The sequence below is a fragment of the Mesorhizobium sp. M8A.F.Ca.ET.057.01.1.1 genome (assembly GCF_003952565.1).
Classification (GTDB): Bacteria; Pseudomonadota; Alphaproteobacteria; order Rhizobiales; family Rhizobiaceae; genus Mesorhizobium.
The window spans coordinates 4,549,594-4,572,114 of the sequence record NZ_CP034454.1; the positions used below are offsets into that span (position 1 = coordinate 4,549,594).

Below are 22,521 nucleotides of genomic sequence, written 5' to 3' on the forward strand. Positions count from 1 at the left end.
CGGCACGCTTTGCGTAGTCCGACCCTTTACGGGTTGATGGCTTCAGGCCCCAGTTCCAAACAGGAATCTGCGAGACGAAATCCAAGCTCAAGACCTTGCATTCAGGGGCAGCCATACCGGGAAGGACCATCGCCGGACGTTGTCTAGGGCGACCGGTCGGAAAGGGACCGCTCCTGTGCCGTTGGCAGGAGGCGACGCCTCATGGGGCGCCGAATTTCATGACCGGGATGCCGAGCCCGCGCGCCTTGTCGACGAGGTTGTCCTGGATGCCCGTGCCTGGAAAATGGACGACACCGATTGGCATCGTGTCGAGGATGGCGTCATTGCGTCTGAAGGGGCGGCCTTGGCGTGCCTTGTCCAGTCGGGTTTGAAGGCGATTTGTGGCACCTTGCGATTGTATGCCCATTTGGATGCGATCAACTCCGCACCGCGGGGCGATCCGCCATGGAGCAGAACCATATCCGGATGTTTGGCATGCACCTGGTCGAGTTTCGTCCAGATGAGGCGGTGGTCATTGAAATCGAGCCCGCCAGTAAGGGCGACCTTCGGCCCGGGAGGCAAGAGCGCCTGGCTGTTTGCGTGCTTCTTCGCGGCAAGAAAGTCACGACTGTCGATCATTGCCGCAGTGAGGTTCCGATGATTGACCCTGGAGCCCGAACGAGGCCGCCATATCGAAAGGGTATGGCGCTCGAAGTGTTCGGCGGCTTGGTCACGCATCAGTTCAAAGGCGCTACGGCGTTCGAGCAGCGTCTGACCCTGCGCGATCAGCCTTTCGAGTTCGACGGACTTGACCTCGGATCCATCTTGTTCCCGCTGCAGGCGCTGCTGAGCGAGTTCGTTGTCGTCGAGCTCGCGTTCAATCCGATGCGTTGCGCGGTGGAACAGGTTGACCGCGCCCCACAGGAGTTCCTCAAGGTCGGGTTCAAGCCGTGTGTCGGCCAGCGCTACCACCAGGGCGTCGAAGATGTCGGATATGCTGGCCGCGATAGCGTGGCCTTCGGGAAGCGGGCGCGGATCGGGTTCGTCGTCGAAGTGACGGTAACCGTAGAGCTGGAGTTCCTGGAGGACGTGGTCAGTCGGAGATGACGTATGCGATGGTTCGAAGGCGGTGTCATCGTGGTCGTCCATGGTGGTTTTCCTTCTCCGTAACGGCCGCGCCATCGCGGCCTTCATGGCGACGAAGGCGGCGGGCGGCCTGGACTTGCACCCGCAGCGCCAGCGCAGGGCCGCAACGGCAGTGGAGGATGGCGACAGCCTGGTTATTTTGTTTCGCGCTGGAAAGGGCCCGCTTCCTCACGCGGCTACCGCGTGAGGTGGAACGGGCCGCCGGAAAATAGCCGGAGCGCAGCCATTGTCGGTCCGGGCCGGTCGCGGCCCGATCGCCCTCTGGAAGGCCTTGGGGCGGTTCTTTGCGGGGGAGGATCACCATGCACACATGGATCGCCCGACAGCGACCTGCCGGTCTCCTCTTCTTTCCGGTCACCCCGTCAGGGCCATGAAGCGGGCGACATCATGGGGGGCGATTTGAGCGCGCAAGATCGCTCTTAGGGCACCGAGACCAAGCAGCCGCAGGTCCTCGTTGAAGTCACCAAATCGCGGCGTCAGCACCTTCGCCTCGATCCCCGCCGAGTTGGCGCGTATGACAAGGGTCGCCACTGCCCCATCTCCCGCCGGATCTTTGTCGCGGGCGATATAAAGTCGCCGCAGGGCGCAGGGGAACTGTATTGCTGACAGATGGGCCGCCGATAAGGCTGCGATCGCCGGCATTGCCGGCAGTGCCGAGCGTTGCGAGAGCATTGTCTCGATGCCCTCACCGGCCACCACTACATCGCAGCCGACACCGAAGCGGACCGCGTGCCCAAGTAGTTCGCCCATGGCCCGCCTGGGAGTATCTACCGGAGCGCGGCCGAGATGGGCCTCGCTGAAACCCTGGGGATCAAGCCAGGTACGGTGTGCGCCAGTAAGCTTGCCAGTGAGGTCGGTGACGGCTGCAATCATCGCCGGCCAGGTCTCGGTCGGGCCGTTATCGTCGGGACGGTAATAACAATGCGGATGAAACCGCAGACATCCGGTCTTGTGCAGAGCTGTTATGCCGCGTGCACGCAAATACGTCTCCACGAGCGTCCTTGAAATCGGTTGCGACATGGAAATCAGTCGCCGCGCGGCGTCCGCGGAACCGGAAGGTGCGAGCGTCTTGGTCCACATCGGTGCTGTCGGCTGCTGTTCGGAACGCGGCAAGCTTAGGAAGGTGCGGGCTTCCGCAGCGACATCGCGAAAGTCGATTAGACCGCAGCTCTCCCGGATAACATCCAGCAAGTCGCCGTGCTCTCCCGTGGCAGCGTCGGTCCATTTGCCGGCCGGGCCTTTGGGAGAGTCGTTCAGCCGCACGTACATCGAACGCCCTGGCGTGTTTTGGGCGTCGCCGATCTGCCAATAGTTGCCCTGGCGTCGGCCGTTTGAGAGATAGTGGCGACATACCGCCTCGGCCTGCTGCCCGAGACGGCGCGCAAGATCATGCTGGTTTTGCGGCACGGTGCGCCTCCAGGGGAAAGGCCCGCCGTCGCCGGCGGGCCAGATGAGGACTTTCCGCCGCTCATTCAGCCGCGATCGTGTGAAGTGCTTTGTCGGCTTCGTCATTTTGGGCGAAGCGGTCGGCTTCGCCCATGGACGTTTCGCCGTCGTTCTCCGCCGTCGGTTCGACCCCGGGTTCCGACGCTTGCGTTTCCTCGACTTCTGCTTCCCGGTGCCCCGGCGTGCGCAGAGGTTCGGGGAGCCAGCCGGCGTCGGCGATCAGCATTTCCGCCTCACTTGCCATGTCGCCCTTCTTCAGATGCACCAACCGGTCAGCAGCCTGCTGTCCTTTCGCTTCGGTGACCGCCTGGAGAATGCGGGCCTTCGTGACGCGGCCAAGGAAGTTGTCCACAGCCGGCCGCCAGCCGGCCGCCGCCATGTCGAGCTCGAGGGCCTGCGCCAGCCGGTCGGCATGGGCGAGCGCACGTGGCCGCCGGTTCCACGCTTCATGCACGGCGTTCACCGACAGACTGACGATGTGAGCGAACAGCGCGGTCTGGCGATCGCGATCCCAGTCCCGAAGCGCGTCCCACAGGTCCGCCGCTTCCTTCGGCAATGCCTTGGCCCAGTCGTCGTGTCGGACGCGGATCGCCTGACCACAGATGCTGTCGTTCAACCCTTGAGCTTGGGCGCCGAAGCTAATGCTCTTCAGATCCAGTTCCAGGCAGCTTTCTGATCCGTATTGGTAGAAGATCTTCAGCGCGAGCGCGTGCAACGCTGCGAGGAAGGCGATGTGAGGCCGTTCGCCGAGCGCCTGGCGCAAGCCAAGCGTGCGATGTGCCGTCAGCTCCGTCATGAGCCGGTCCGAGATACGCGAAAGCCCTTCATTGTCCTCGGGCTCGGCCAGCGGCTCGCTATCTATCCTGACGCTGTCGTCATCATGAATCGCCCCAGCCGTGAGAGGCTCGTTTCCGCCTTCGGCCGTCTGTGTATCGACCGGTAGTTCGTCTTCAGGACGCACATGGCCGCGCTCGACGCGCAGACAACCGTCAGGAGCGATGCTGATAAAGGCGCCGGCGCGGGCAATATCGGCTGGGTCGAAGGCGATTGGCCGGGCCTCGAAGGATTCGAGGCCAGTCTCCAATTCAGCGAGACGTTGATCGATCTCGTCCGGAAGGTCCTCCACGCTGTCATATTGCTCGGACAGACGATCGAACTCGGCCTGCAAGGCCTCGCGCGTCGTCACCTCCTCAGCCGAAAGCGGCATCGGCTCGTCGCGAAGTTGGCGGAGCCCGAAGGTGTGGCCGTAGGCGAAGTCGGGCGCGACCTCGATCCACTTCCAGCCTTCGCCGAGAACCGCCTCCGCCTCACGTTCCAGCTTATCGGCGACCAGCCGATCTACCAGCAGGACGTCCTGCAGCCAGCCGCCATCATCCCCCTGGAACAGGTCGCGCATGACTATGCCTCCGGCATCGCGGTACGCTTCTATGCCGATGAACTGCACCCGCTTGTCAGACGCACGCACCGCGCCCTCGGTCAGCATACGGCGGATGGCATAGGGCTGCTTGTCATGGGAGGCCTTCATGCGCTCGAACACCTGCTGCTGGCGTTCGTGGTCGCCGGAGACGGTGAACGCCATCAGTTGATCGAGTGTCAGGCCGTCCTCCGCGTAGGTTTCAAGCAGCGACGGCGACACCGAGGCCAGCTTCAAGCGCTGCTTGACGACACTGACCGAGACGAAGAAGGTAGCAGCGATTTCCTCCTTCGACTGGCCCTTCTCTCGCAGGGCGAGAAAGGCGCGGAACTGATCGAGGGGGTGCAAGGGTGCTCGCTGGACGTTTTCCGCCAGAGAGTCCTCTTCGGCAATGCCTTCCTCGCGCACGACGCAGGGGACCGGCGCTGTCTTGGCGAGCCGCTTTTGGCTCACTAGCAGCTCCAATGCACGATAACGCCGGCCGCCGGCCGGAATCTCGAACATGCCGGTTTCGACACCGGCTTCGTCTTTGACCGGTCGCACGCTGAGGCCTTGCAGCAGTCCACGGCGGACAATGTCCTCGGCGAGTTCCTCGATCGATATGCCGGCCTTCACGCGCCGGACATTCGCCTGGCTGAGCAAGAGCTTGTTGAAAGGAATGTCGCGCGAGGGCGATAGGGTGATCTTCTTGGCATTGGAAGCCATCAGGATGTACTCCGCGACGGGCGGCCGAAAGCCACTCTCTCGGCCTCCAACCCGTCACGAAGCGCAGCGCCGCCCTCTGACTCTTGAGGCGGCGCCGCGGAACCACGAAGAAGAAGGACGCAAAGCCACGAAGCTGGAGACTGCATTGGCATCTCCGGCACCCGAAACTCACGCCGCTCGGTCGAGCAGTTTCTTCGCCCGCGCCTCCAGATCGAGCCGAGCATCCTGATGAGCCTTGTCGCGCGCTACCGCCGTGATGCCCTGCACGAAGTCGAACACGCTTTCAGGCTTACGCCCTTCCTCGGCCAGCACCGTCTCAATGATCTTCGCCGCCTCGGCTTTGGAGAAGCCGCGCTTGCGCAGGAAGTCGCTGCGGTCCTCATCGGTGCGGGCGACGATCCGCTCCCGCGCCGCCTTGATGCCGTTGACGAAGGGCACTGACGAGGAGTTGGCGAAACGTGCAAGCGCCGGTGCGGCCTCGTGCGCGAAACGCGATGCAGCGTATTTCGAATGGCGGATGGTAATCTCCTCGAAATCTTCAACACCCCAGAGATTGCGGTTCTGGCAGATGGCGCGGAGGTAGAAGCTCGCTATGCCGAGCGTCTTGGCGCCGACCTCCGAGTTCCAACAGTAGAAGCCGCGGAAATAGACATCGGGCGAGCCATCCGGGAGCCGCCCAGCCTCGATCGGGTTGAGGTCGTCGACCAGAAAAAGGAAGACGTCTCGGTCGGAGGCATAGAGCGTCGTAGTGTCCTTCGTGACGTCGACGTGAGGATGGTAGACGCGGGTGGACCATTCAAGTACGCCGGGCACTTTCCACCGGGTGTCGCCGGTGCCGTTGCCGGCGATACGCTGCACGGCGGCGACGAGTTCATGGTCGAAGATGCGGCCGTAGTCCGGGCCGGTGACCGCGCGCAGCTCGATGCGACCATCCTCGGTCTCGAGCGTCTTCACCTGCTCGGCGCGGTGGGACGCCAGGCCGTACTGCAAATTAATCCCGGCGAGCGGTGCTGGAAGCTGGCGCAGATAGGCCGTCGGGGCGCCAACGAGGCTCGCGAGTTGGCCGAAGCTCCAATGGGTCGGGATAATGGGCGTGTCCTTGCCTGGCAGCACCAGCGATAAGCGTTCGGCATCGTCTCGGCTTGCCTCCACCCGAATAGCAGCGCTCTCCACCGTCCTCGTCCGGCTGCGCTCCGTCCGGATTTGCACCGCGGCGAATAGCTCCGACAAAGACAGGTAGCGCTCATCGGCCGGCCGGGAAAACCATTCCGAGGATACGCGGCCAATCCGCTCGCCGCGGCTCACATCCACCTTATATCCGCCCGAACGATCCCGGGTGGCGTCCAGAACTTGTGTCATGGGTCGTCTCCATGACGGGCGCCGGGAGCCACTCTCCCAGCTATCAGCCCGTCACGGAAGCTCATCCAAACTCTCACTCTCTTGTCTCAGGATGTCGGGCCGCAATATTCGCGCTCCTTCGAGAGTCCCTTGTCGCCGACTCAACTTTTTTGCTGCGACGCAGCCGAGATATTCACATTCGAGCGAATACTCATCCGATCTGAGATTGACGATGGTTAGTGTGTGAACCGCCGATTTCTACGCCAGAGTGTCCCAATCACCGCAGAATAGACTTGATGTCATTCACACATCGCCCTTGGATCCGTACATTCCAACCGGATGATCGCCTAAGTAAGCCTTATGCGATGACGATCAGCTTGTTCTCCAATGTCTCCCGAAAGGCAAGCAATGAGCATTTCAGAGCAGTTGGACGACCGTACGCCCTTACGAATTAACATAGCTGCCGAAATCGCCTTTCCGGACGGCTCTATGGGTGCGGCAGGTCTACGAAAAGAACGAGATGCTGGCCGTCTTCAGACAGAGTTGATTGCTGGCAAGGAATACGTCACTTTGGCAGCGATCGCAGAAATGAGAGAACTATGCCGCGGACGTCGAAAGGGGCGCGCCTTGTGTGGCGCGCCGAAAGCAGAAGGGTGGACGGAAAGCTCCGCAACGCAGCCGGCTGGTTCATCCGCGACGGCGCAACCTTCCTCAGCGCTTGCGGCGGCACTGGCGACCGCGAACGCGCTGAAAAGCGGCTCGCCAGTCACATTACCGAAAAATACCGACCGGCCCGCGAGCGCGGTCGTGATCCCGCCACGGTCTCGATAGCAGACGCCGTAAGCGTATACCTTACCGACGTCGCGCCCTCGCACGCCAAGCCGAAGGAAACCGCCGAACGGCTGATCGTTGTTCTAACGTGGTTCGGCGACAAAAAAATCGGCGACATCGATGGCAAGATGTGTCGCGATTACGCCAAGGCACACGGCAAGGGCGCTGCCGCCAGGCGTCAGTTGGAGGATTTGAGAGCGGCGCTGAACCATTATCATCGCGAAGGCTATATAACTTCTGCGCCGGCAATTGTGCTGCCCGCGAAGGCAGCACCGCGCGACCGCTGGCTGACCCGCGATGAGGCAGCCGCCCTGCTTCGCGCCGCGTGGCACATGCGCCAGTCATGGAAGGGTAGGCCGAGCGATCGTCGCACCGCACGCCACGTCGCGCGCTTCATCCTGGTCGCTCTCTACACCGGCACGCGCTCGGCCGCGATCTGCGGCGCGGCCGTCCGGCGGACGGAAGGTGCGGGACATGTCGACACCGAACGCGGCGTTTTCTACCGCCGTGCCAGCGGTCGCCGCGAGACCAAGAAGCGTCAACCGCCCGTCAGGCTGCCTGATCGCCTCCTGGCACATGTGCGCCGATGGGCGAGCACACCGCTGGAGATCAAGACCAAGGGCCGCGGAAAAAGCGCCAGCATTGGCCGAATGATCGCCCATGACTACGTGGTCGAGTGGAACGGCAAACCGGTGCAGTCGATAAAGAAGGCCTTCCGCTCGGTGGTCGAGGCAGCCGGACTTGGCTGGTATGAGGAGGTTGCGACACCGCACGGCAGCGCCCGGCGCGTCTTCCGCACAGACATCACCCCGCACGTTTTCCGCCACACGGCCGCGACCTGGCTGATGCAGCGCGGTTCCGATCCCTGGGCAGCGGCCGGATACCTCGGTATGAGCGTTCAAGTGCTCATTCAGACTTATGGCCATCATCACCCCGATTTTCAGGCCCAGGCCGCTGAGGCAATCGTCTCGAAGTCACGGGTGCGAAACCTGCCCAAAACGACAGTCAGCACGCTCGCGGCACAGAAGGAGAACATTTCCAGCTACCCCACAGTTACCCCACAGATATACCGGAAATAAACGTGAACATTGGCCTTCAGACGACACCAGAAATGGCGGAAATCCGGGCTTTTGCTGCCTAACCCGCCCGTTCGGGACGAGGGGGTCGCAGGTTCAAATCCTGCCACTCCGACCAGAAAAACAATGTGTTAGCGCATCCCGACTTTGGCGCCATCCGATATTCACCTGATAGGGCCTGGTCCAGGCTGATGCCTTTTCCCCCAGCAGGGGAACGGACACGACTCCATTCCCTCTCACGACGCATGAGCAACGAGGTTCCTGCATCGTAGCGGTCAATCAACGGGGCGTTCGCGGCGTCGCTGCCACGGATCACACTCCGACAGGGGCACGGCGCACGTCGCCTAGCGGAGGCCGAAAAAGCTCAATATCGCTATGACGATGACCACCGCTCCGACGAGCCAAATGATGTTGTTCATGATGTCTCTCCTGTTGCCTGATGAGCCCGCGCCTCTGGCGGAGGACGCGGGCCGATCAGCCTTTGCCGACTGATCTTCAGCAGACCTCAATTGTGATGCCTGCCGCGGAGATAGAACTGTTAGGCCTTCCTAATGTTCCGCAACCCGAGTGCAACCGTGGAGAACGCGATGCCGCCATTATCCGTGGCATGAGGATAGCAGAGGCAGTGGCAGGTTTTTTCCATCCCCGGGCCAAGTGACGCCCTAGCCGCCCTTCGATTTGCCGCACGTCCCGGCTGTCCGCGAAAGCCCGGAACCAAAGGGATCAGCAGCAGTTGTATCCAACGAAGGGCTAATCAAGGCAATGGAGAAACTGCAGTGAAAACAATGATCATGTGCGCTTTGGCGCTTTCAGTGGGATTGCCCGCTTTGGCTTCGGCCGCCGAGGCTGACGTTGTCATCACGACCCATCATCGACATCACAACCACGTCAGGATCATCAACGAGGAAGGCCAGCGGCTCCATCACCGTCACCACGGAACGATTGCGTTCTACGACCATGGCCGCCGGCATCATTATTGGCATCATCGGGATGCCGTTGTCGTCACCGGCTCCATCTCCACCCACCGTCACCACCACCCGGTCGTGATCGAAAACGGCGGTTACTGATCGCCGACTGGTGGCCCGGCCCTCGATCAAGCCTGGCCACCAGATGACTTTCCCGGCACGCTACGCGCGGTCGAAATCCAGGCGGCGCAGGGGGAGCGCCCCAATCCTGAATACCTCATCACCATTGGATAGCAAATCATGGAAGCTCGGCTCGGATCAGGGAACTTTTCCCGACGTTGGCCAGTCTAGCCTGGGTTGGTGCCAAATCCAGGGTTCGCTCGCCACTTGGAAGCGGCGAGCGAACCCTGTCAGCGCAGGAAGGGACTGGACTGCGCCGATGTGCGAGGGGTTAGCCGAGGACTACTCCAGCCACCATGAAAGTGATGGCCATCGCGAAGATCGGTGCGAGCAACCAGCGCGCCTGGTCAACACTCTTCTCCATCGGCTTCCTCCCCACAATCTGCTAGCGGACAATCGGTGGCAAACAGCGGCCGTTCCGGGCTCCGCGACCGGCAAGACCATTGCGTCCTGGTGCAAGACTTAAGTCCCGTGCCTTGCCAGACCGAAGCCCGACCCGGGAACGTTTGCCCGCGCCCCAAGTTCGGTTGATTGGGCGCGAGGACCATCAAAAGACGAAACGGAAATAGATGACCAGCACAATCTCGAATCGTGACAATGCAAGATCCGATGCCTTGCAGCTGCGCGTGGCAGACCTCAGGAGCAGGATGCGCGACGCGCGGATCACCGAGGGCGAAATCAAGACCTTCCAAAAGGTCGCGGCAGTAATGGAGGACGGTCAAGGCCGGATCGATGGCGACGACTTGATCGCCGCCTCCTTCGTTACCGACGCGCTGACGGACACGACACGCCCCGAATGACCATGCCAACAATCAGCAGGCTTTTTGAATCCCATCCCGAAGCAGCCCGGATCGCCGGCAACCTTTTGGCGGCCGGGGTTCCGCGCGTACAGATCGCCATTATCGGGCCCTATCACGACGAAATCGGTGTCCTGAAGTCTCCGGCCGTCATGCTTGGCGCCGCCGCCGGGCTGTTGGCGAGCCTGGGCGCTTTTGCTGTTTACGGCATCAATCCTTTCGCAACCGGCCTGTCGGCGATGGCCCTGACAGGCACGTTCTGCGGCTGCGCCCTCGGGGGCTTGCTCGGAGCCTTGGTCGAGGCCGCCAGAAGGCCCGAGCGCCGCAGCGTCGGTGAAGGGATTGTGCTGGTGACGGCGCATGTCGATGACAACGCGGCCGACATTGCCCAAATGGTGCTCGGCGGCGGTTGTGCCCCATGCCCGGATTGACCGCCGAAGCAGCGTAAGAATTTTCGACGACATTGAGACGGGCCGGTAACCAGTGCAGAGCTGGCCGGCCGGTCAAATTTTGACGAAAAGGGCATCCGCGCTAGTTTGACCTATGAATATGAAGGGGGCCGGCAACACGGCGAACTGGACGCGGACATGAATTTGATCTCAACAACAGGGTCGGCACCGGTTCTTCTGGCTGCCATGCTTCTTGTTGCCGGATGCGCATCGATCGGCAGGACGGCCGATCCGGCCAAATACGAGAGCATGAGCTGCACGGAGCTTAACAGCGCCGTGGGAAGCAGCGCGAGCGACATCTCCCAAACCGCGATCACCCGCGGCAAGGTCGCCAACACCAGCGTGCCGCGCTGGCTGCTTGGCGGATCGCGCGTGAAGACGGCGGTCGCCAACCGTGAAACGGCCAGGATCAACCGGTTGAAGCAACAGCAGGATGCCGCTGTCGCCGTGCGCGCACGAAAGTGCGGGAGTTCGGCCGGCTGAGCGAAGAGGCGTCACCTGCAGCGGCTTATCACGCGCTCAACCGGAACCGCGTGACGTCGATCGCGGCATTCATCAGCGTCTGCGTATAAGGCGCTTGCGGGTTGCTGAAGATGGCGTCGGTCGGCCCCTCCTCGACGATCTTGCCCTGCTTCATGACGATGATGTAGTCGGCCATGGCGCGCACCACCGCGAGATCGTGGCTGATGAACAGGTAAGACAGTTCGTGGTCGGCCTGGAGTTTGCGCAGGAGTTCCACGATCTGTTTCTGCACCGAGCGGTCGAGCGCCGAGGTCGGCTCGTCCAGCACGACCATCTTCGGCTTCAGGATCATGGCGCGGGCAATGGCGATGCGTTGCCGTTGTCCGCCGGAAAATTCGTGCGGATAGCGGTTGCGGGCGTTGGGGTCGAGGCCGACTTCGCGCAGCGCCTCGACCGCGCGCTGGTCGCGCTGCTTTCCCGAAAGGTTCGGCTCATGCACCAGCAGCCCTTCGGTGATGACCTGGCCGACGGTCATGCGTGGCGACAGCGAACCGAAAGGATCCTGGAAGACGAGCTGCATCTGGCGCCGCAGCGGCCGCATCTGCTGCCGGTCGGCCGTGGAAATGTCGCGATCGCCGAACCGAATGAGCCCATCGCTCGGCAACAGCCGCAGCAAGGCGCGGCCGAGCGTCGATTTGCCCGATCCGGATTCGCCGACGATGCCGATGGTCTGGTTGCGTTGCAAGCGGATCGAGATGTGATCGACAGCCCGCAGCATTAGCGGTTCGCCGGCCAGGAACCCGCCGCCGATCCTGAACGTGACTTCGACATTCCTGCCTTCGAGCACCACGGGCGCCTTGGCGGGCGGAGGTGCCTTGGTCCCCGTCGGCTCGGCCGCCAGCAGCATCTTGGTATAGGCATGCTGCGGGTTGGCGAAGATCGCTTCCGCCGCGCCTTCCTCGACGACCTCCCCCTGGCGCATGACATAGACCCGGTCGGCGAAGCGCCGCACGATGCCGAGGTCGTGGGTGATGAAGACGATCGCCATGCCGAGCTTGCGCTGCAGCTCGGCGAGCAGCATCAGGATCTGTGCCTGGATGGTCACGTCGAGCGCCGTTGTCGGCTCGTCGGCGATCAGGATGTCGGGGTCGTTGGCGAGCGCCATGGCGATCATCACGCGCTGGCGCTGGCCGCCGGACATCTCGTGCGGATAGGATTTCATCCGCCGTTCCGGATCGGGAATATGCACCAGCCGCAACAGCTTGAGCGCCTCTTCACGCGCTTCGGCGGCGCTCAAGCCGCGATGCCTGCGGATCGGCTCGATCAGTTGGTTGCCGATCGAATAAAGCGGATCGAGCGAGGTCATCGGTTCCTGGAAGATCATGCTGATCTTGCGGCCGCGGACCTTGTTCAGCTCGGACTTGCTCAATGTGAGCAAGTTGCGGCCGCGATAGTCGACATGGCCCGACGCTTCGCCGTTGGAGGCCAACAGGCTCATCGCGGCCATCATCGTCTGGCTCTTGCCGGAGCCGGACTCGCCAACGACTGCGACGGTTTCGCCCGCATTGACGTGGATGTTGATGCCCTTGACCGCTTCGACGGCACCGTCGAGCGTGCGGAAGCGCACGCGCAGGTCCTTGACGCTGAGGATCGTTTCGGGAGTGGCCATGTCAGCGATCCCCATTTTTATCGATCCCCATTTTATCGATCCCTTGGGTCGAGCGCGTCGCGCAGGCCGTCGCCGACGAAGTTCAGGGCGAACAGCGTGGAGACGAGGAAGAAGGCGGGAAACAGGAGCAGCCAGTTGGCGGTGCCGATGTTTTTGGCGCCGACCGAGATCAGCACGCCCCAACTGGTCATCGGCTCCTGGATGCCGAGGCCGAGGAACGACAGGAAGCTCTCCAGGATGATGACCTGCGGCACCAGCAGCGTCATGTAGATCACAACGGGGCCAAGCAGGTTGGGGATGACGTGGCGCAGCAGGATGCCGCGCTGGCCGATGCCCATGGCTTCCGCCGCCTGGACATATTCCTGCCGGCGGATCGACAGCGCCTGCCCGCGCACGATGCGCGCCATGTCGAGCCACAGCACGGCACCGACCGCCAGGAACATCAGCACGAAGTTGCGGCCGAAGAACACCACCAGCATGATGACGAAGAAGATGAACGGCAAGGAATAGAGCACGTCGACGATGCGCATCATCACCTCGTCGACCTTGCCGCCGGAAAAGCCGGCGGCGGCGCCATAGATCACACCAATCACCACCGCAACGATGCCGGCGAGCAGGCCGATGGCAAGCGAGATGCGCCCGGCCATCAGCGTGCGCGACAACAGATCACGGCCAGTGTTGTCGGTTCCGAACAGGAAATACTGCTGCTTGACCGATGCGCTCATCGTCACTTCGAGGCCGTCGGGCGACTTGCTCTCGATCTTGGTGTCGTCGAAGGCATCGGAACGGTCGAGGTAGCGGATGTTGCGGTCGTCGATCGGCTTGGTCGACTTGACCGTGACGAAGACCTGGCTCCCCTCCTGGTGCCACTCCTTGATGTCGACCCGCATGCGTTTGATCGCTTCGGTAAGCGCCGTCTCGATCATTTCGGGTTTCGGGTAGGCCGACAAACTTGGCGGCATGCGCACATAGTCGGCGTAGATGGTCGTGTATTGATGCGGCACGAACCAGGGGCCAAAGACGCTGACGACACCGATCAGAACGAGGTAATAGAGGCTGAACATGGCGGCGCGGTTAGCCTTGAGGCGCGCCCAGGCATCGCCCCAAAGCGAGCGACCAACGATGGCGGGAGCCGTGGCTGTGATGTCAGTCATAGCGCACCCTCGGGTCGACGACCGCGTACATGACGTCGACGATCAGGTTGAAGACGATGGTGAAAATGGCGATCACCACCACCGTTCCCATCACCAGCGTGTAATCGCGGTTGAGCGCGGCATCGACGAAATAGCGGCCGACTCCGGGAATGGAGAAGATCGTCTCGACGATGACCGAGCCGGTCAGCAGTGCCGCCGCAGCCGGGCCGGTGAAGGAGACGATCGGCAGGATGGCGCCGCGCAGCGCGTGCTTGACCACCACCGACCAGTCGGAGAGGCCGAGCGCGCGCGCCGTTCGGATATGATGGGATCGCAGCGATTCGATCATCGAGCCGCGCATCAGGCGGGCAACGATGGCGATCTGCGGCAAGGCAAGCGTCAGCACCGGGCCGACCTTGTTTATGAAGGCGCCGTCGCCCCAGCCGCCGATCGGCAACAGCCTCCAGGTCAGCCCGAACAGGAGCTGGATCACCGGCGCGATGACGAAGGTCGGGATGGTGCTGCCGGCGGTCGCCAGAGCGATCACCATATAGTCGCCAAGCTTGTTCTGGTTAAGCGCGGCAATGGTGCCGAGCACGCTGCCGAGCAACAGCGCCAGGATCAGCGCCGAGGCACCGAGCTGGACGGAAATGGGCAGGCCCTTGGCAAACAGTTCGGTGACGGTGAAATCCGGCATGTTGTAGCTCGGGCCGAAATTGCCGCGCAGCAGATTGCCGAGATAGTGGACATATTGCAGCCAGAGCGGATCGTTGAGGCCGAACTGGGCTTCAAGATTGGCCTTGATCTCGGGGCTCAGACCCCGCTCCTGGTTGAATGGACCGCCTGGCGCGACGCGCATCAGGAAGAACGCCATCGTCACGATGACGAACAGCGTCGGGATGGCGGTCAAAAGCCGCCGGAATACGTATCGCAGCATCGGTGCCCCGCTTGATCCAAAGCACGCCCGTCCCCTTGGACGATTGCGCTCCAGCTTTCAAATCTTCGCACCGAACTTTCCGAAAATCGATTCCGCTTCCGGGGCCGATGCGATGGCAAACCAGCGCCGCCGCGCATTCGGTTGCGCGGCGGCTTGGCCAGGGATCAGTCCTTGCTGACGAAGCGCGACGGATGCACATCCATCACATTGTCGACGAAGCCATGCAGCTTCGAGGAAACGATATCGTGGTAGCTGTAGTAGAGAAGCGGGATCTGGCCGACATCGTCGATGAGGATGCGCTCGGCCGCGGAGAGGTCTTTCATGCGCTCTTCGGGCTTGCCGCCGGCGGCCGCGGCCTTGTCCATCGCCGCTTCGTATTGCGGGCTGTTGTAGTTCGAATAGTTGTTGCCGCTGGCCTTGCGCGTGATGCCGAGGAAGGTTTCCGGATCCTTGTAGTCGGCAATCCAGGCGGCACGCGCCACGTCATAGTCGCCCTTCTGCTCGAGGAAGGAGTAGTGGGTCTTGGTGTCGGTGTTGAGCAACGTGACGTCGACGCCAAGCGGCTTCAACTGTTCCTGGATCGCCACAGCGGTGTTCTTGTGGTTTTCCGAGGTGTTGTAGCGGATCTCCATCTTCAGCGGATGCTCGGGCGTGTAGCCAAGCTTCTCGAGGATCTTCTTGGCGGCGTCCTCGCGGTCGATCTGCGGCATGTCGGCGTATTTGGCCATTGCGGGCGTGTAGCCCTCGATGCCGGGAGGCACCATCGAATAGCCGGGCAGCATCGAGTTCTGCCAGACCTTTTCAGCGATGAAGTCACGGTCGATCGCCATCGAGATGGCGTTGCGCAGCTCTGGATTGTTCCACGGGGCCTTGTCGGTCTTGATCGCATAGTAGTAGGTGCCGAGATACGGTCCGACGTGAATCTGGTCGCCGAACTTGGTCTTGAGGTCGGCCAGCTGTTCGGTCGGCAGATCGTCATAGCTGTCGAGTTCGCCGGCCTCGAAGCGCTTCATCGCCGACGAACGATCCTCGGTCGGGATGTAGTTGACGACGTCGAATTTGACGGTCGCGGCGTCCCAGAATTTCGGATTCTTGACCAGTTTCATGTGGTCGTTGGGAACCCACTCAGCCAGCGTATAGGCGCCGTTCGAAACCAGTTTGCCGGGCTTGATCCAGTCGGCGCCGAGCTTTTCAATCGAGGCCTTGCTGACCGGATAGGTCGCCTGATGGGTCAGCATCTCCAGGAAGTACGGCGTCGGCGCCTTCAGGGACACTTCCAGGGTGTTGGCGTCGATCGCCTTGACGCCCATGTCCTCCGGCTTGCCCTTCTTGGTGTTGACGTCCTCCGCGCCCTTCACCGGATACAGCATCGAGGCGTATTCCGCGCCGGTCGCCGGATCCTCCAGCCTATGGAAGGCATAGACGAAGTCGTCCGCCGTCACCGGGCTGCCATCCGACCACATGCCGTCCTTGCGCAGCTTGAAGGTATAGACCGTGCCGTCATCCGATACCGTCCAGCTTTCGGCGGCGCCCGGAATGAGGTTGGCCTTCTCATCCTGCATGACCAGTCCCTGGAACAGGTCACGCAGCACGTTGGCTTCATAGACCGTCGAGGTCTTGTGTGGGTCGACCGATTCGGATTCAGCGGCGGTGCCCCTGTTATAGACGGTCTCGGCGAAGGCTGGCGTCAAGAACGTACCGGCAGCCAAGGTCATGGTCGTGGCGAACACCGTCGCCTTCAGCATATTTTTCAGCATGAAGTTCTCCCTGTCGGCGCTGCCATCGGCGCGCCTTTACGTGTTGACGCCCCGGAACCGATGTCTGGCTCCTTTGAGCGCGCCGCCGGTTCCCTCCGGCGGCTGGTGGCAGGAGACTAGACAGGAGGTCAGCTCTTTTCAACCGAGTACTGATTGACCTTAAGTCAAGCCTCATTATTGCAGAAGCAACGACTAAATTAGAGAGTCTTTTTCAATCGAGCACATCCTTTGGTTGCGCCTAGAGTTTTCGCTTTCTGCATGCGAACTTGGGCATGCTGGAGCCATGGTTCACAACCTCATTTCCAAGGCCCGAAGGCGCCGGTTCCGAACAGACAGTTCGGGAACTTCAGCGGTCGAGTTCGCCCTGCTGTCGCCGCTCTTCATGCTTCTTTTGCTCGGGATGGTTGCGTATGGCATCTATTTTGGCGCCGCCAATTCGATCCAGCAAATTGCCGCCGACGCCGCCCGGACGGCTATCGCCGGGGTGAACCAGACCGAGCGCCAGACGCTCGTGGCCAGCTACCTCGCCAACAACGCCGGCGGCTACCCCTTCGTGGACGCCAGCAAACTGACCTACGAGGCCAATGACAGCGTGGCCGACGGAAGCCAGTTCGTGGTGTCCATCTCGTACGACGCCCGCAACCTGCCGATCTGGAATCTGTTCCCGGGCATAGCCATGCCAGGGACGACCATCAGGCGTCAGTCAACGATCAGGGTCGGGGGTATCTGAATGCGACTGCGGGCGGGCAAGGGCATCGGCCGGCTTGCGTGGTCGATGATGGGGGACAGGAAGGCGAACTTCGCCGTCATGACCGCATTGAGTGCGCCGGTCGCGTTGGCCCTGGCCGCGGTGGCGATAGACGAGGCCTCCATCTACACCGAGCGCCGGGAAGCCCAGGCGATGGTCGACCTGGCAGCGATCACCGCCGCCTCGAACATCAGCAACGTCAACACAGCAGTCGTCACCACGCTCACCGACAACGGCATGCCGGGTGTCGTCGTTCAAGGCTCGGGACAGACCATCCCGGCGGCCGCCGGGAAGACGGTGGTGACGGTTACGCAAGGCCGGTATGCCTCATCGACCGCAAATGTCAGCCAGCGCTTCCAGGCGGGCGTGACGCCTTACAATGCCGTCCGGGTCACTTTGGCGAAGATCCCCAAGCGCTATTTCGCAAGTTCGCTGATCCCCACTCCCGTCATCGGCACCCAAGCCACCGCCAGCATGACGCCGCAGGCGACATTCTCGGTCGGGTCGAGATTGCTCAGCGTCAACGGCGGCATCCTCAACGCACTTTTGAGCGGACTTCTCGGCGGCAACATCTCGCTCAGCGTCATGGATTACAACGGACTGATCTCGGCCGACGTAAGCGTGCTTTCCTTCGTCAGTGCGCTCGGCACACAACTGAACATCACGGCCGGCACCTATTCCGACGTTTTGGCCTCGAAGGCGACCGTCGGCCAGATCGCTACTGCCATGGCCAATGTTCCTGGCCTCGGCAATACCGCCAAGGTCGCCTTGCAGACCATCGCCTCCAAGTCGACCAGCACCGTCAAGATCCCACTCAGCAATCTTGTCGACCTTGGTTCCGTCGGCAGCCTGGGCCTTGGGCAGCAGCCGTCCGGCCTTGGCGTAGACGCAAGCGCCATGGGGATGCTGACGGCCGCCGCCGTACTCGCCAACGGCACCAACCAGGCCGCGATCGATCTCGGCGCCACCATCCCGGGGCTGCTCTCCACCAAGCTCAGCATCGCCATTGGGGAGCCGATGCAATCCTCGCCCTGGCTGGCCATCGATGGCATCGGCACTGTCGTGCGGACCGCCCAGACGCGCATCAAGCTGACGGCCTCCGTCGGTATCGGCACGCCGGGCCTGGCCGGAGGCATCAGCCTGCTTGCCGTCAATCTGCCGCTCAATGTGGAAGTCGCCTATGCCGAGGCCAAGCTGACAGACATAAGCTGTCCGACAGGGCCGTCCAGCATCAATGTCTCCATCGCCGCGCACCCCGGCATTGCGCAATTGAACCTGGCCAACAGCAACAACCCGTCCGGTTTCGCCGATTTCAGCCAGCCGCAGACCTTCACCGACGCCGAGATCGCGGATGTGAGTCTGAAGCTCCTGCTGATCAACATCCCGCTGATCCAGGTGATGGGTTCGGCCGCGACCGCGATCACCAACAACAGCCCGCAGACCTTGACCTTCAACGCGAACGACATCGCCAACAAGACGATCAAGACCGTTTCGACGCGAAACATCTCGCAGTCGCTCACCACGTCGCTGGTCAACAACCTGTCGCTTTCGGTCAATGCGCTTGGTTTGGGCATCGATCTGACCGCCCTGCTTGGAACGGTCAAACCAGCAGTGGTGGCCCTGCTCAACACCGTAACGGCGCCCGTCGACGACTTGCTCTACAATGTGCTGTCAGCCCTGGGGGTCGGTGTCGGCCAGGCCGACGTGCGCGTCACCGGTGCGACCTGCGGACGCGCGGTGCTGGTTCAGTAGGACCGCTTGGCCACAACCGAAGCGCCGATCAGTCGAGCCGACCGAGGAAGCAACCGAGAGCCGGCAGCGAGAGCGCGTTTTCCTCCACAGCCGCGGTGCCGCCCAGGACAGCCGTGACAGTTCCGACATCAGGCAGCAAGGGCCAAGTCGCCGGTTCCCCGGCGAAATTGAAGACACAGAGCAGCCTCTCCCCTCTACCTCGCGGATGAAGGCGAGCATGTCTGCCTCAGCGTCGAGAAAACGGATCGAACCACCGACCATTGCCGGGTGCTGTCTGCGTAAGGCAAGCGTGGAGCGGTAGACCGACAGCACCGATTGCTCCTCGCCATTCTGCACATCCGCCGCACGGGCCCGATGGCTTGCCGGCACAGGCAGCCATGGTTTTGCAGTGGAAAAGCCCGCATTGTCGGCCTCGACCTCCCAGGCCATCGGCGTGCGGCAGCCGTCCCTGCCCTTCACGCCGGGCCAGAAACGGATGCCGACGGGATCGCGCAAATCCTCATAGGCAAGCTCCGCTTCCTCAAGGCCGAGTTCTTCACCCTGATAGAGGCAGATCGAGCCGCGCAGGCAGGCGAGCAGCATGATCGAGAATTTGGCCACCCGATCGGGATCGCCATCCGGCCGCGTCCAGCGGCTGACATGGCGCACCACGTCATGGTTGGAGAAGGCCCAGCAGACCCAGCCGTCGGCAACCGCATTCTCAAAGGCCTCGACGCAGCCACGCACATGCGCCGCCGAAAATTGCGAACCGAGCAGGTCGAACGTGTAGCTCATCTGAAGCTTGTCGCGGCCTGAGGTGTAGGCGGCGAGCGTCTGCAGAGAGCGGCCTTCATCGCCGATCTCGCCCACGGCGGCGCGGTCGCCATATTCGTCGAGCAGCGCACGGAACTGCCTGAGGAACGCCAGGTTTTCGGGCTGCGTCTTGTCGAACAGATGCTCCTGAAAGAGGTAGGTGTTGGTTTCCGTGTTGGTGCCGGCAACGCTCGAAGCCAAGGGCGGATTGCTGCGCAGCCAGCGGTCGTGGACGTAGTAATTGACCGTGTCGAGCCGGAAGCCGTCGACACCGCGCTCCAGCCAGAACCGCACCGTGTCCAGCAACGCCTCCTGAACTTCCGGGTTGTGGAAATTGAGGTCCGGCTGCGAGGCGAGGAAATTGTGCATGTAATATTGCCTACGGGTCGCGTCCCACTCCCAGGATGGTCCCCCGAAGACCGACAGCCAATTGTTGGGCGCGCCGCCGTCGGGCCTGGCGTCGGCCCAGACGTACCAGTTGGCCTTGGCGTTGTCGCGGCTGGCGCGGCTTTCGATGAACCATTCATGCTTGTCGGATGAATGCGACAGCACCTGGTCGATGATGATTTTCAGGCCGAGCCGATGCGCTTCGGCGACCAGCGCGTCGAAATCCGCCAATGTGCCGAACATCGGGTCGACGTCGCGGTAGTCCGATACGTCATAGCCCATGTCGGCCATCGGCGACTTGAAAAAGGGCGACAGCCAGACGGCGTCGACGCCGAGCGAGGCGATATGGGCGAGCCTCGCCGTAATACCTCTGAGATCGCCGCTGCCATCGCCGGTGGTGTCCTGGAAAGAGCGCGGATAGACCTGATAGATGACGCAGCCTCGCCACCACTCGGCTTCCTGCCTAGCATTGTCGTCGGCCATTACGAACCCTTCCCGGCGCCACCGTTTCCGGTCCGGCCCTCGATCATTAAATTGACGCTGCGGCCCGGCAGCGGGCGCAAGAGGTCGGTCGCCTGTGTCTCGATTGCCGGGCGCCACTGGAAGCCATCTCGCGCCGGCAAGGTGAAGACGCATTGGCGGCGGTCACCATTGATCATGACGGCAAGCCTGCCATCCTCGCCGCCAAGCAGTATGACAAGGCGATGCCGGCTGGAGTCGTTCCAGTCGGTCTCTGCAAGCGGCTCACCCGTCTCGGTCAGCCAGGCGACGTCGGGAACGCTTGAAGCCTCGACAGGTTCTCCAGCAAGGAAACGTGTGTCCGACAGTGCCGGCACCGCCTGGCGAAGTGCTGCAAGCCCCGACGCGTAACGCTCCAGCGCCTGATCGCGGCCTGCCCAGTCAAGCCAGGTTGTCGCATTGTCCTGCGCATAGGCATTGTTGTTGCCTTTCTGCGTTCTGCCGAACTCGTCGCCTGCCGTCAGCATGATGGTGCCGCGCGAGGCGAACAGCGTGGCAAGCAGTGCGCGTTGGTCGTCGAAGCGCGCCTTCATGATCGCCGCATCGTCCACATCGCCCTCGGCGCCATTGTTCCAGGACAGGTTGTCGTTGTGGCCGTCACGGTTCTGCTCGCCATTGGCTGCGTTGTGTTTGCTCTCGTAGGCGACGATGTCGGCCAGCGTCATGCCGTCATGGGCGGCGATGAAGTTTACGCTGCGGCTTGCCGGCTCCCCTGCCCTGTTGAACACGTCCGACGAACCGGCAAGGCGCGTGGCGAGAGTGCCGACCATGCCGGCATCGCCGCGCCAGAAGCGTCTGACATCGTCGCGGTAGCGATCGTTCCACTCGAGGAACGGCGGCCGGAAATTGCCCAGTTGATAGCCGTTTGCCCCGATATCCCAAGGCTCGGCGATCAGCACGCGGTCGCAGAGCACCGGATCATGGGCAATGGCCCGGAGCAGTGGCGCTTCCGGATCGAACAGACCATCGACCCGGCCCAACACCGGACCCAGATCGAACCGGAAACCGTCGACGCCAGCCCGGCGCACGAAATGACGGAGCGTGTCGAGCACCATTTCGCGCACCACCGGATGGTCGCAAGCGATCGTGTTGCCGGTGCCGGTGTCATTGACCAGCCCGCCATCCGGCCGGTGCCGATAGTAGGCCTGGTTGTCGAGGCCGCGCAGCGAGAGCGTCGGCCCCAGCCTGTCGCTTTCGCCGGTATGATTGAAGACGAGGTCGAGAACGGTGCCGATGCCAACCCGGCGCAGCGCAGCGACCGTGTCCTGTAATTCCGTCAGGCCGCCGGGTGCGAGGCGAGGGTCGAGCGCCATGAAGGTGACGGGATTGTAGCCCCAGGCGTTGCTCAAGCCCAGCGGCGGCAGATGCCGCTCGTCGATCGACGCCGTCACCGGCATCAATTCGACGGCGGCGACGCCGAGGCTTTGCAGATGCTCGATGACGGCCGGATGGGCAAGTGCGGCGATCGTGCCGCGCTGTTCTTGCGGCACATCCGGGTGGAGCTTGGTGAAGGCGCGGACATTCAGTTCGTAGATCAGGCCGCCCGGACGAAACAGCGGCGGCAGGATCGGCGGAGCCGCGGGCAAGGCCTTGGCCACGGTCTTGGGCATCAGCGACGCGGTGTCGGCGCCCTCATTGCGCCGCGCGGCGAGCCGCCAGTGATAGGCATAGGGCCGGTCGATTTCGACGGCATAAGGATCGGTCAGCAGCTTGTCGGGGTCGAACCACAGCCCACGCTCGGGTGCATAGTCGCCATCGGCCCGAAAGCCGTAGCGGGTGCCGGCGGCGAGACCCGCGACGAACAGGGCGTAAACACCCTCGCCTTCCGGCTGGAGTTCAAGCCGCTCGATTTCGTGGTCGCCGGTTTCATCGAAGATCGACACCCAGAGCCGCCGCGCCGACGACGACCAGGCGGCGAAGCGGATGCCTTCGGAAGTGATGGCGGCGCCGAAATTGTTCACGAGAGCGCCTTCCCTTCTCCCCTTGTGGGAGAAGGTGGATCGGCGCGCAGCGCCGAGACGGATGAGGGGTGTTGGAAGGAATGAGGCATCGGTGTCCCGGGCGCCGGTTTGCGCCAAGCTGGAGCACCCCTCATCCGT

General features: G+C 62.5%; 15 protein-coding genes and 2 pseudogenes. 7 read left to right on the forward strand and 10 right to left on the reverse strand.

Going from position 1 to position 22,521, the window contains the following annotated elements; all coding sequences use genetic code 11:
• Nucleotides 1–199: 199 nt before the first annotated feature.
• The 4 genes and pseudogenes from EJ077_RS21795 to EJ077_RS21810 form a co-directional block, all read right to left on the reverse strand.
• Nucleotides 200–1,128: pseudogene (locus tag EJ077_RS21795) on the reverse strand (DUF2493 domain-containing protein).
• Between the two features lie 351 nt (nt 1,129–1,479).
• Nucleotides 1,480–2,532, reverse strand: a complete 1,053-nt coding sequence (locus EJ077_RS21800; protein WP_245458502.1) for a DUF7146 domain-containing protein — start codon at nt 2,530–2,532, stop codon at nt 1,480–1,482.
• Between the two features lie 61 nt (nt 2,533–2,593).
• Nucleotides 2,594–4,690, reverse strand: a complete 2,097-nt coding sequence (locus EJ077_RS21805; RefSeq protein WP_208696151.1) for a ParB/RepB/Spo0J family partition protein — start codon at nt 4,688–4,690, stop codon at nt 2,594–2,596.
• Nucleotides 4,691–4,858: 168 nt separating this feature from the next.
• Nucleotides 4,859–6,049 carry a DUF932 domain-containing protein gene (locus EJ077_RS21810; RefSeq protein WP_208696153.1) on the reverse strand — a complete coding sequence of 397 codons (1,191 nt, stop codon included), beginning with the start codon at nt 6,047–6,049 and terminating at the stop codon, nt 4,859–4,861.
• Nucleotides 6,050–6,657: 608 nt separating this feature from the next.
• Here EJ077_RS21810 and EJ077_RS21815 point away from each other — a divergent pair.
• From EJ077_RS21815 to EJ077_RS21835, 5 genes are all read left to right on the forward strand, one after another.
• A complete protein-coding gene (locus EJ077_RS21815; protein ID WP_245458503.1) occupies nt 6,658–7,938 on the forward strand; it encodes a tyrosine-type recombinase/integrase in 1,281 nt (426 codons plus the stop codon).
• A 773-nt stretch (nt 7,939–8,711) separates the two neighbouring features.
• Nucleotides 8,712–9,002, forward strand: coding sequence for a hypothetical protein (locus EJ077_RS21820; protein ID WP_208696157.1), 291 nt, complete (start codon nt 8,712–8,714; stop codon nt 9,000–9,002).
• 587 nt (nt 9,003–9,589) lie between these two features.
• Nucleotides 9,590–9,820 (forward strand): hypothetical protein, encoded by a 231-nt coding sequence (locus EJ077_RS21825; RefSeq protein WP_245458504.1) that lies wholly within the window; start codon nt 9,590–9,592, stop codon nt 9,818–9,820.
• On the forward strand, nt 9,817–10,248 hold the full coding sequence (locus tag EJ077_RS21830; RefSeq protein WP_245458505.1) for a hypothetical protein: 432 nt from the start codon (nt 9,817–9,819) through the stop codon (nt 10,246–10,248). The genes EJ077_RS21825 and EJ077_RS21830 overlap by 4 nt, the downstream gene beginning before the upstream one ends.
• Nucleotides 10,249–10,404: 156 nt before the next feature.
• A complete protein-coding gene (locus tag EJ077_RS21835) occupies nt 10,405–10,749 on the forward strand; it encodes a hypothetical protein (protein WP_208696159.1) in 345 nt (114 codons plus the stop codon).
• A 28-nt stretch (nt 10,750–10,777) separates the two neighbouring features.
• On the opposite strand, the gene EJ077_RS21840 is transcribed toward EJ077_RS21835, so the two are convergent.
• The 4 genes from EJ077_RS21840 to EJ077_RS21855 form a co-directional block, all read right to left on the reverse strand.
• Nucleotides 10,778–12,397 carry an ABC transporter ATP-binding protein gene (locus tag EJ077_RS21840; protein ID WP_208696161.1) on the reverse strand — a complete coding sequence of 540 codons (1,620 nt, stop codon included), beginning with the start codon at nt 12,395–12,397 and terminating at the stop codon, nt 10,778–10,780.
• Nucleotides 12,398–12,429: 32 nt separating this feature from the next.
• Nucleotides 12,430–13,551, reverse strand: a complete 1,122-nt coding sequence (locus EJ077_RS21845; RefSeq protein WP_208696163.1) for an ABC transporter permease — start codon at nt 13,549–13,551, stop codon at nt 12,430–12,432.
• Complete coding sequence (locus tag EJ077_RS21850) at nt 13,544–14,467, reverse strand: ABC transporter permease subunit (protein WP_208696165.1); 924 nt, start codon at nt 14,465–14,467, stop codon at nt 13,544–13,546. The genes EJ077_RS21845 and EJ077_RS21850 overlap by 8 nt, the downstream gene beginning before the upstream one ends.
• A gap of 164 nt (nt 14,468–14,631) precedes the next feature.
• Nucleotides 14,632–16,224 carry a peptide ABC transporter substrate-binding protein gene (locus tag EJ077_RS21855; protein ID WP_127871310.1) on the reverse strand — a complete coding sequence of 531 codons (1,593 nt, stop codon included), beginning with the start codon at nt 16,222–16,224 and terminating at the stop codon, nt 14,632–14,634.
• A 283-nt stretch (nt 16,225–16,507) separates the two neighbouring features.
• On the opposite strand from EJ077_RS21855, the gene EJ077_RS21860 reads away from it, so the two are divergent.
• Nucleotides 16,508–16,954 (forward strand): TadE/TadG family type IV pilus assembly protein, encoded by a 447-nt coding sequence (locus EJ077_RS21860; protein WP_208696167.1) that lies wholly within the window; start codon nt 16,508–16,510, stop codon nt 16,952–16,954.
• Nucleotides 16,955–18,724, forward strand: coding sequence for a TadG family pilus assembly protein (locus tag EJ077_RS21865; RefSeq protein ID WP_208696169.1), 1,770 nt, complete (start codon nt 16,955–16,957; stop codon nt 18,722–18,724). It begins immediately after the preceding gene.
• Between the two features lie 28 nt (nt 18,725–18,752).
• Here EJ077_RS21865 and EJ077_RS21870 read toward each other — a convergent pair.
• Nucleotides 18,753–20,386 (reverse strand): annotated as a pseudogene (locus tag EJ077_RS21870) (alpha-glucosidase family protein).
• Entirely contained in the window at nt 20,386–22,383 is a 1,998-nt protein-coding gene (gene glgX, locus EJ077_RS21875) for a glycogen debranching protein GlgX (RefSeq protein ID WP_208696171.1), read from the reverse strand. Before glgX ends, EJ077_RS21870 begins: the two are co-directional and overlap by 1 nt.
• Between the last annotated feature and the right edge of the window lie 138 nt (nt 22,384–22,521).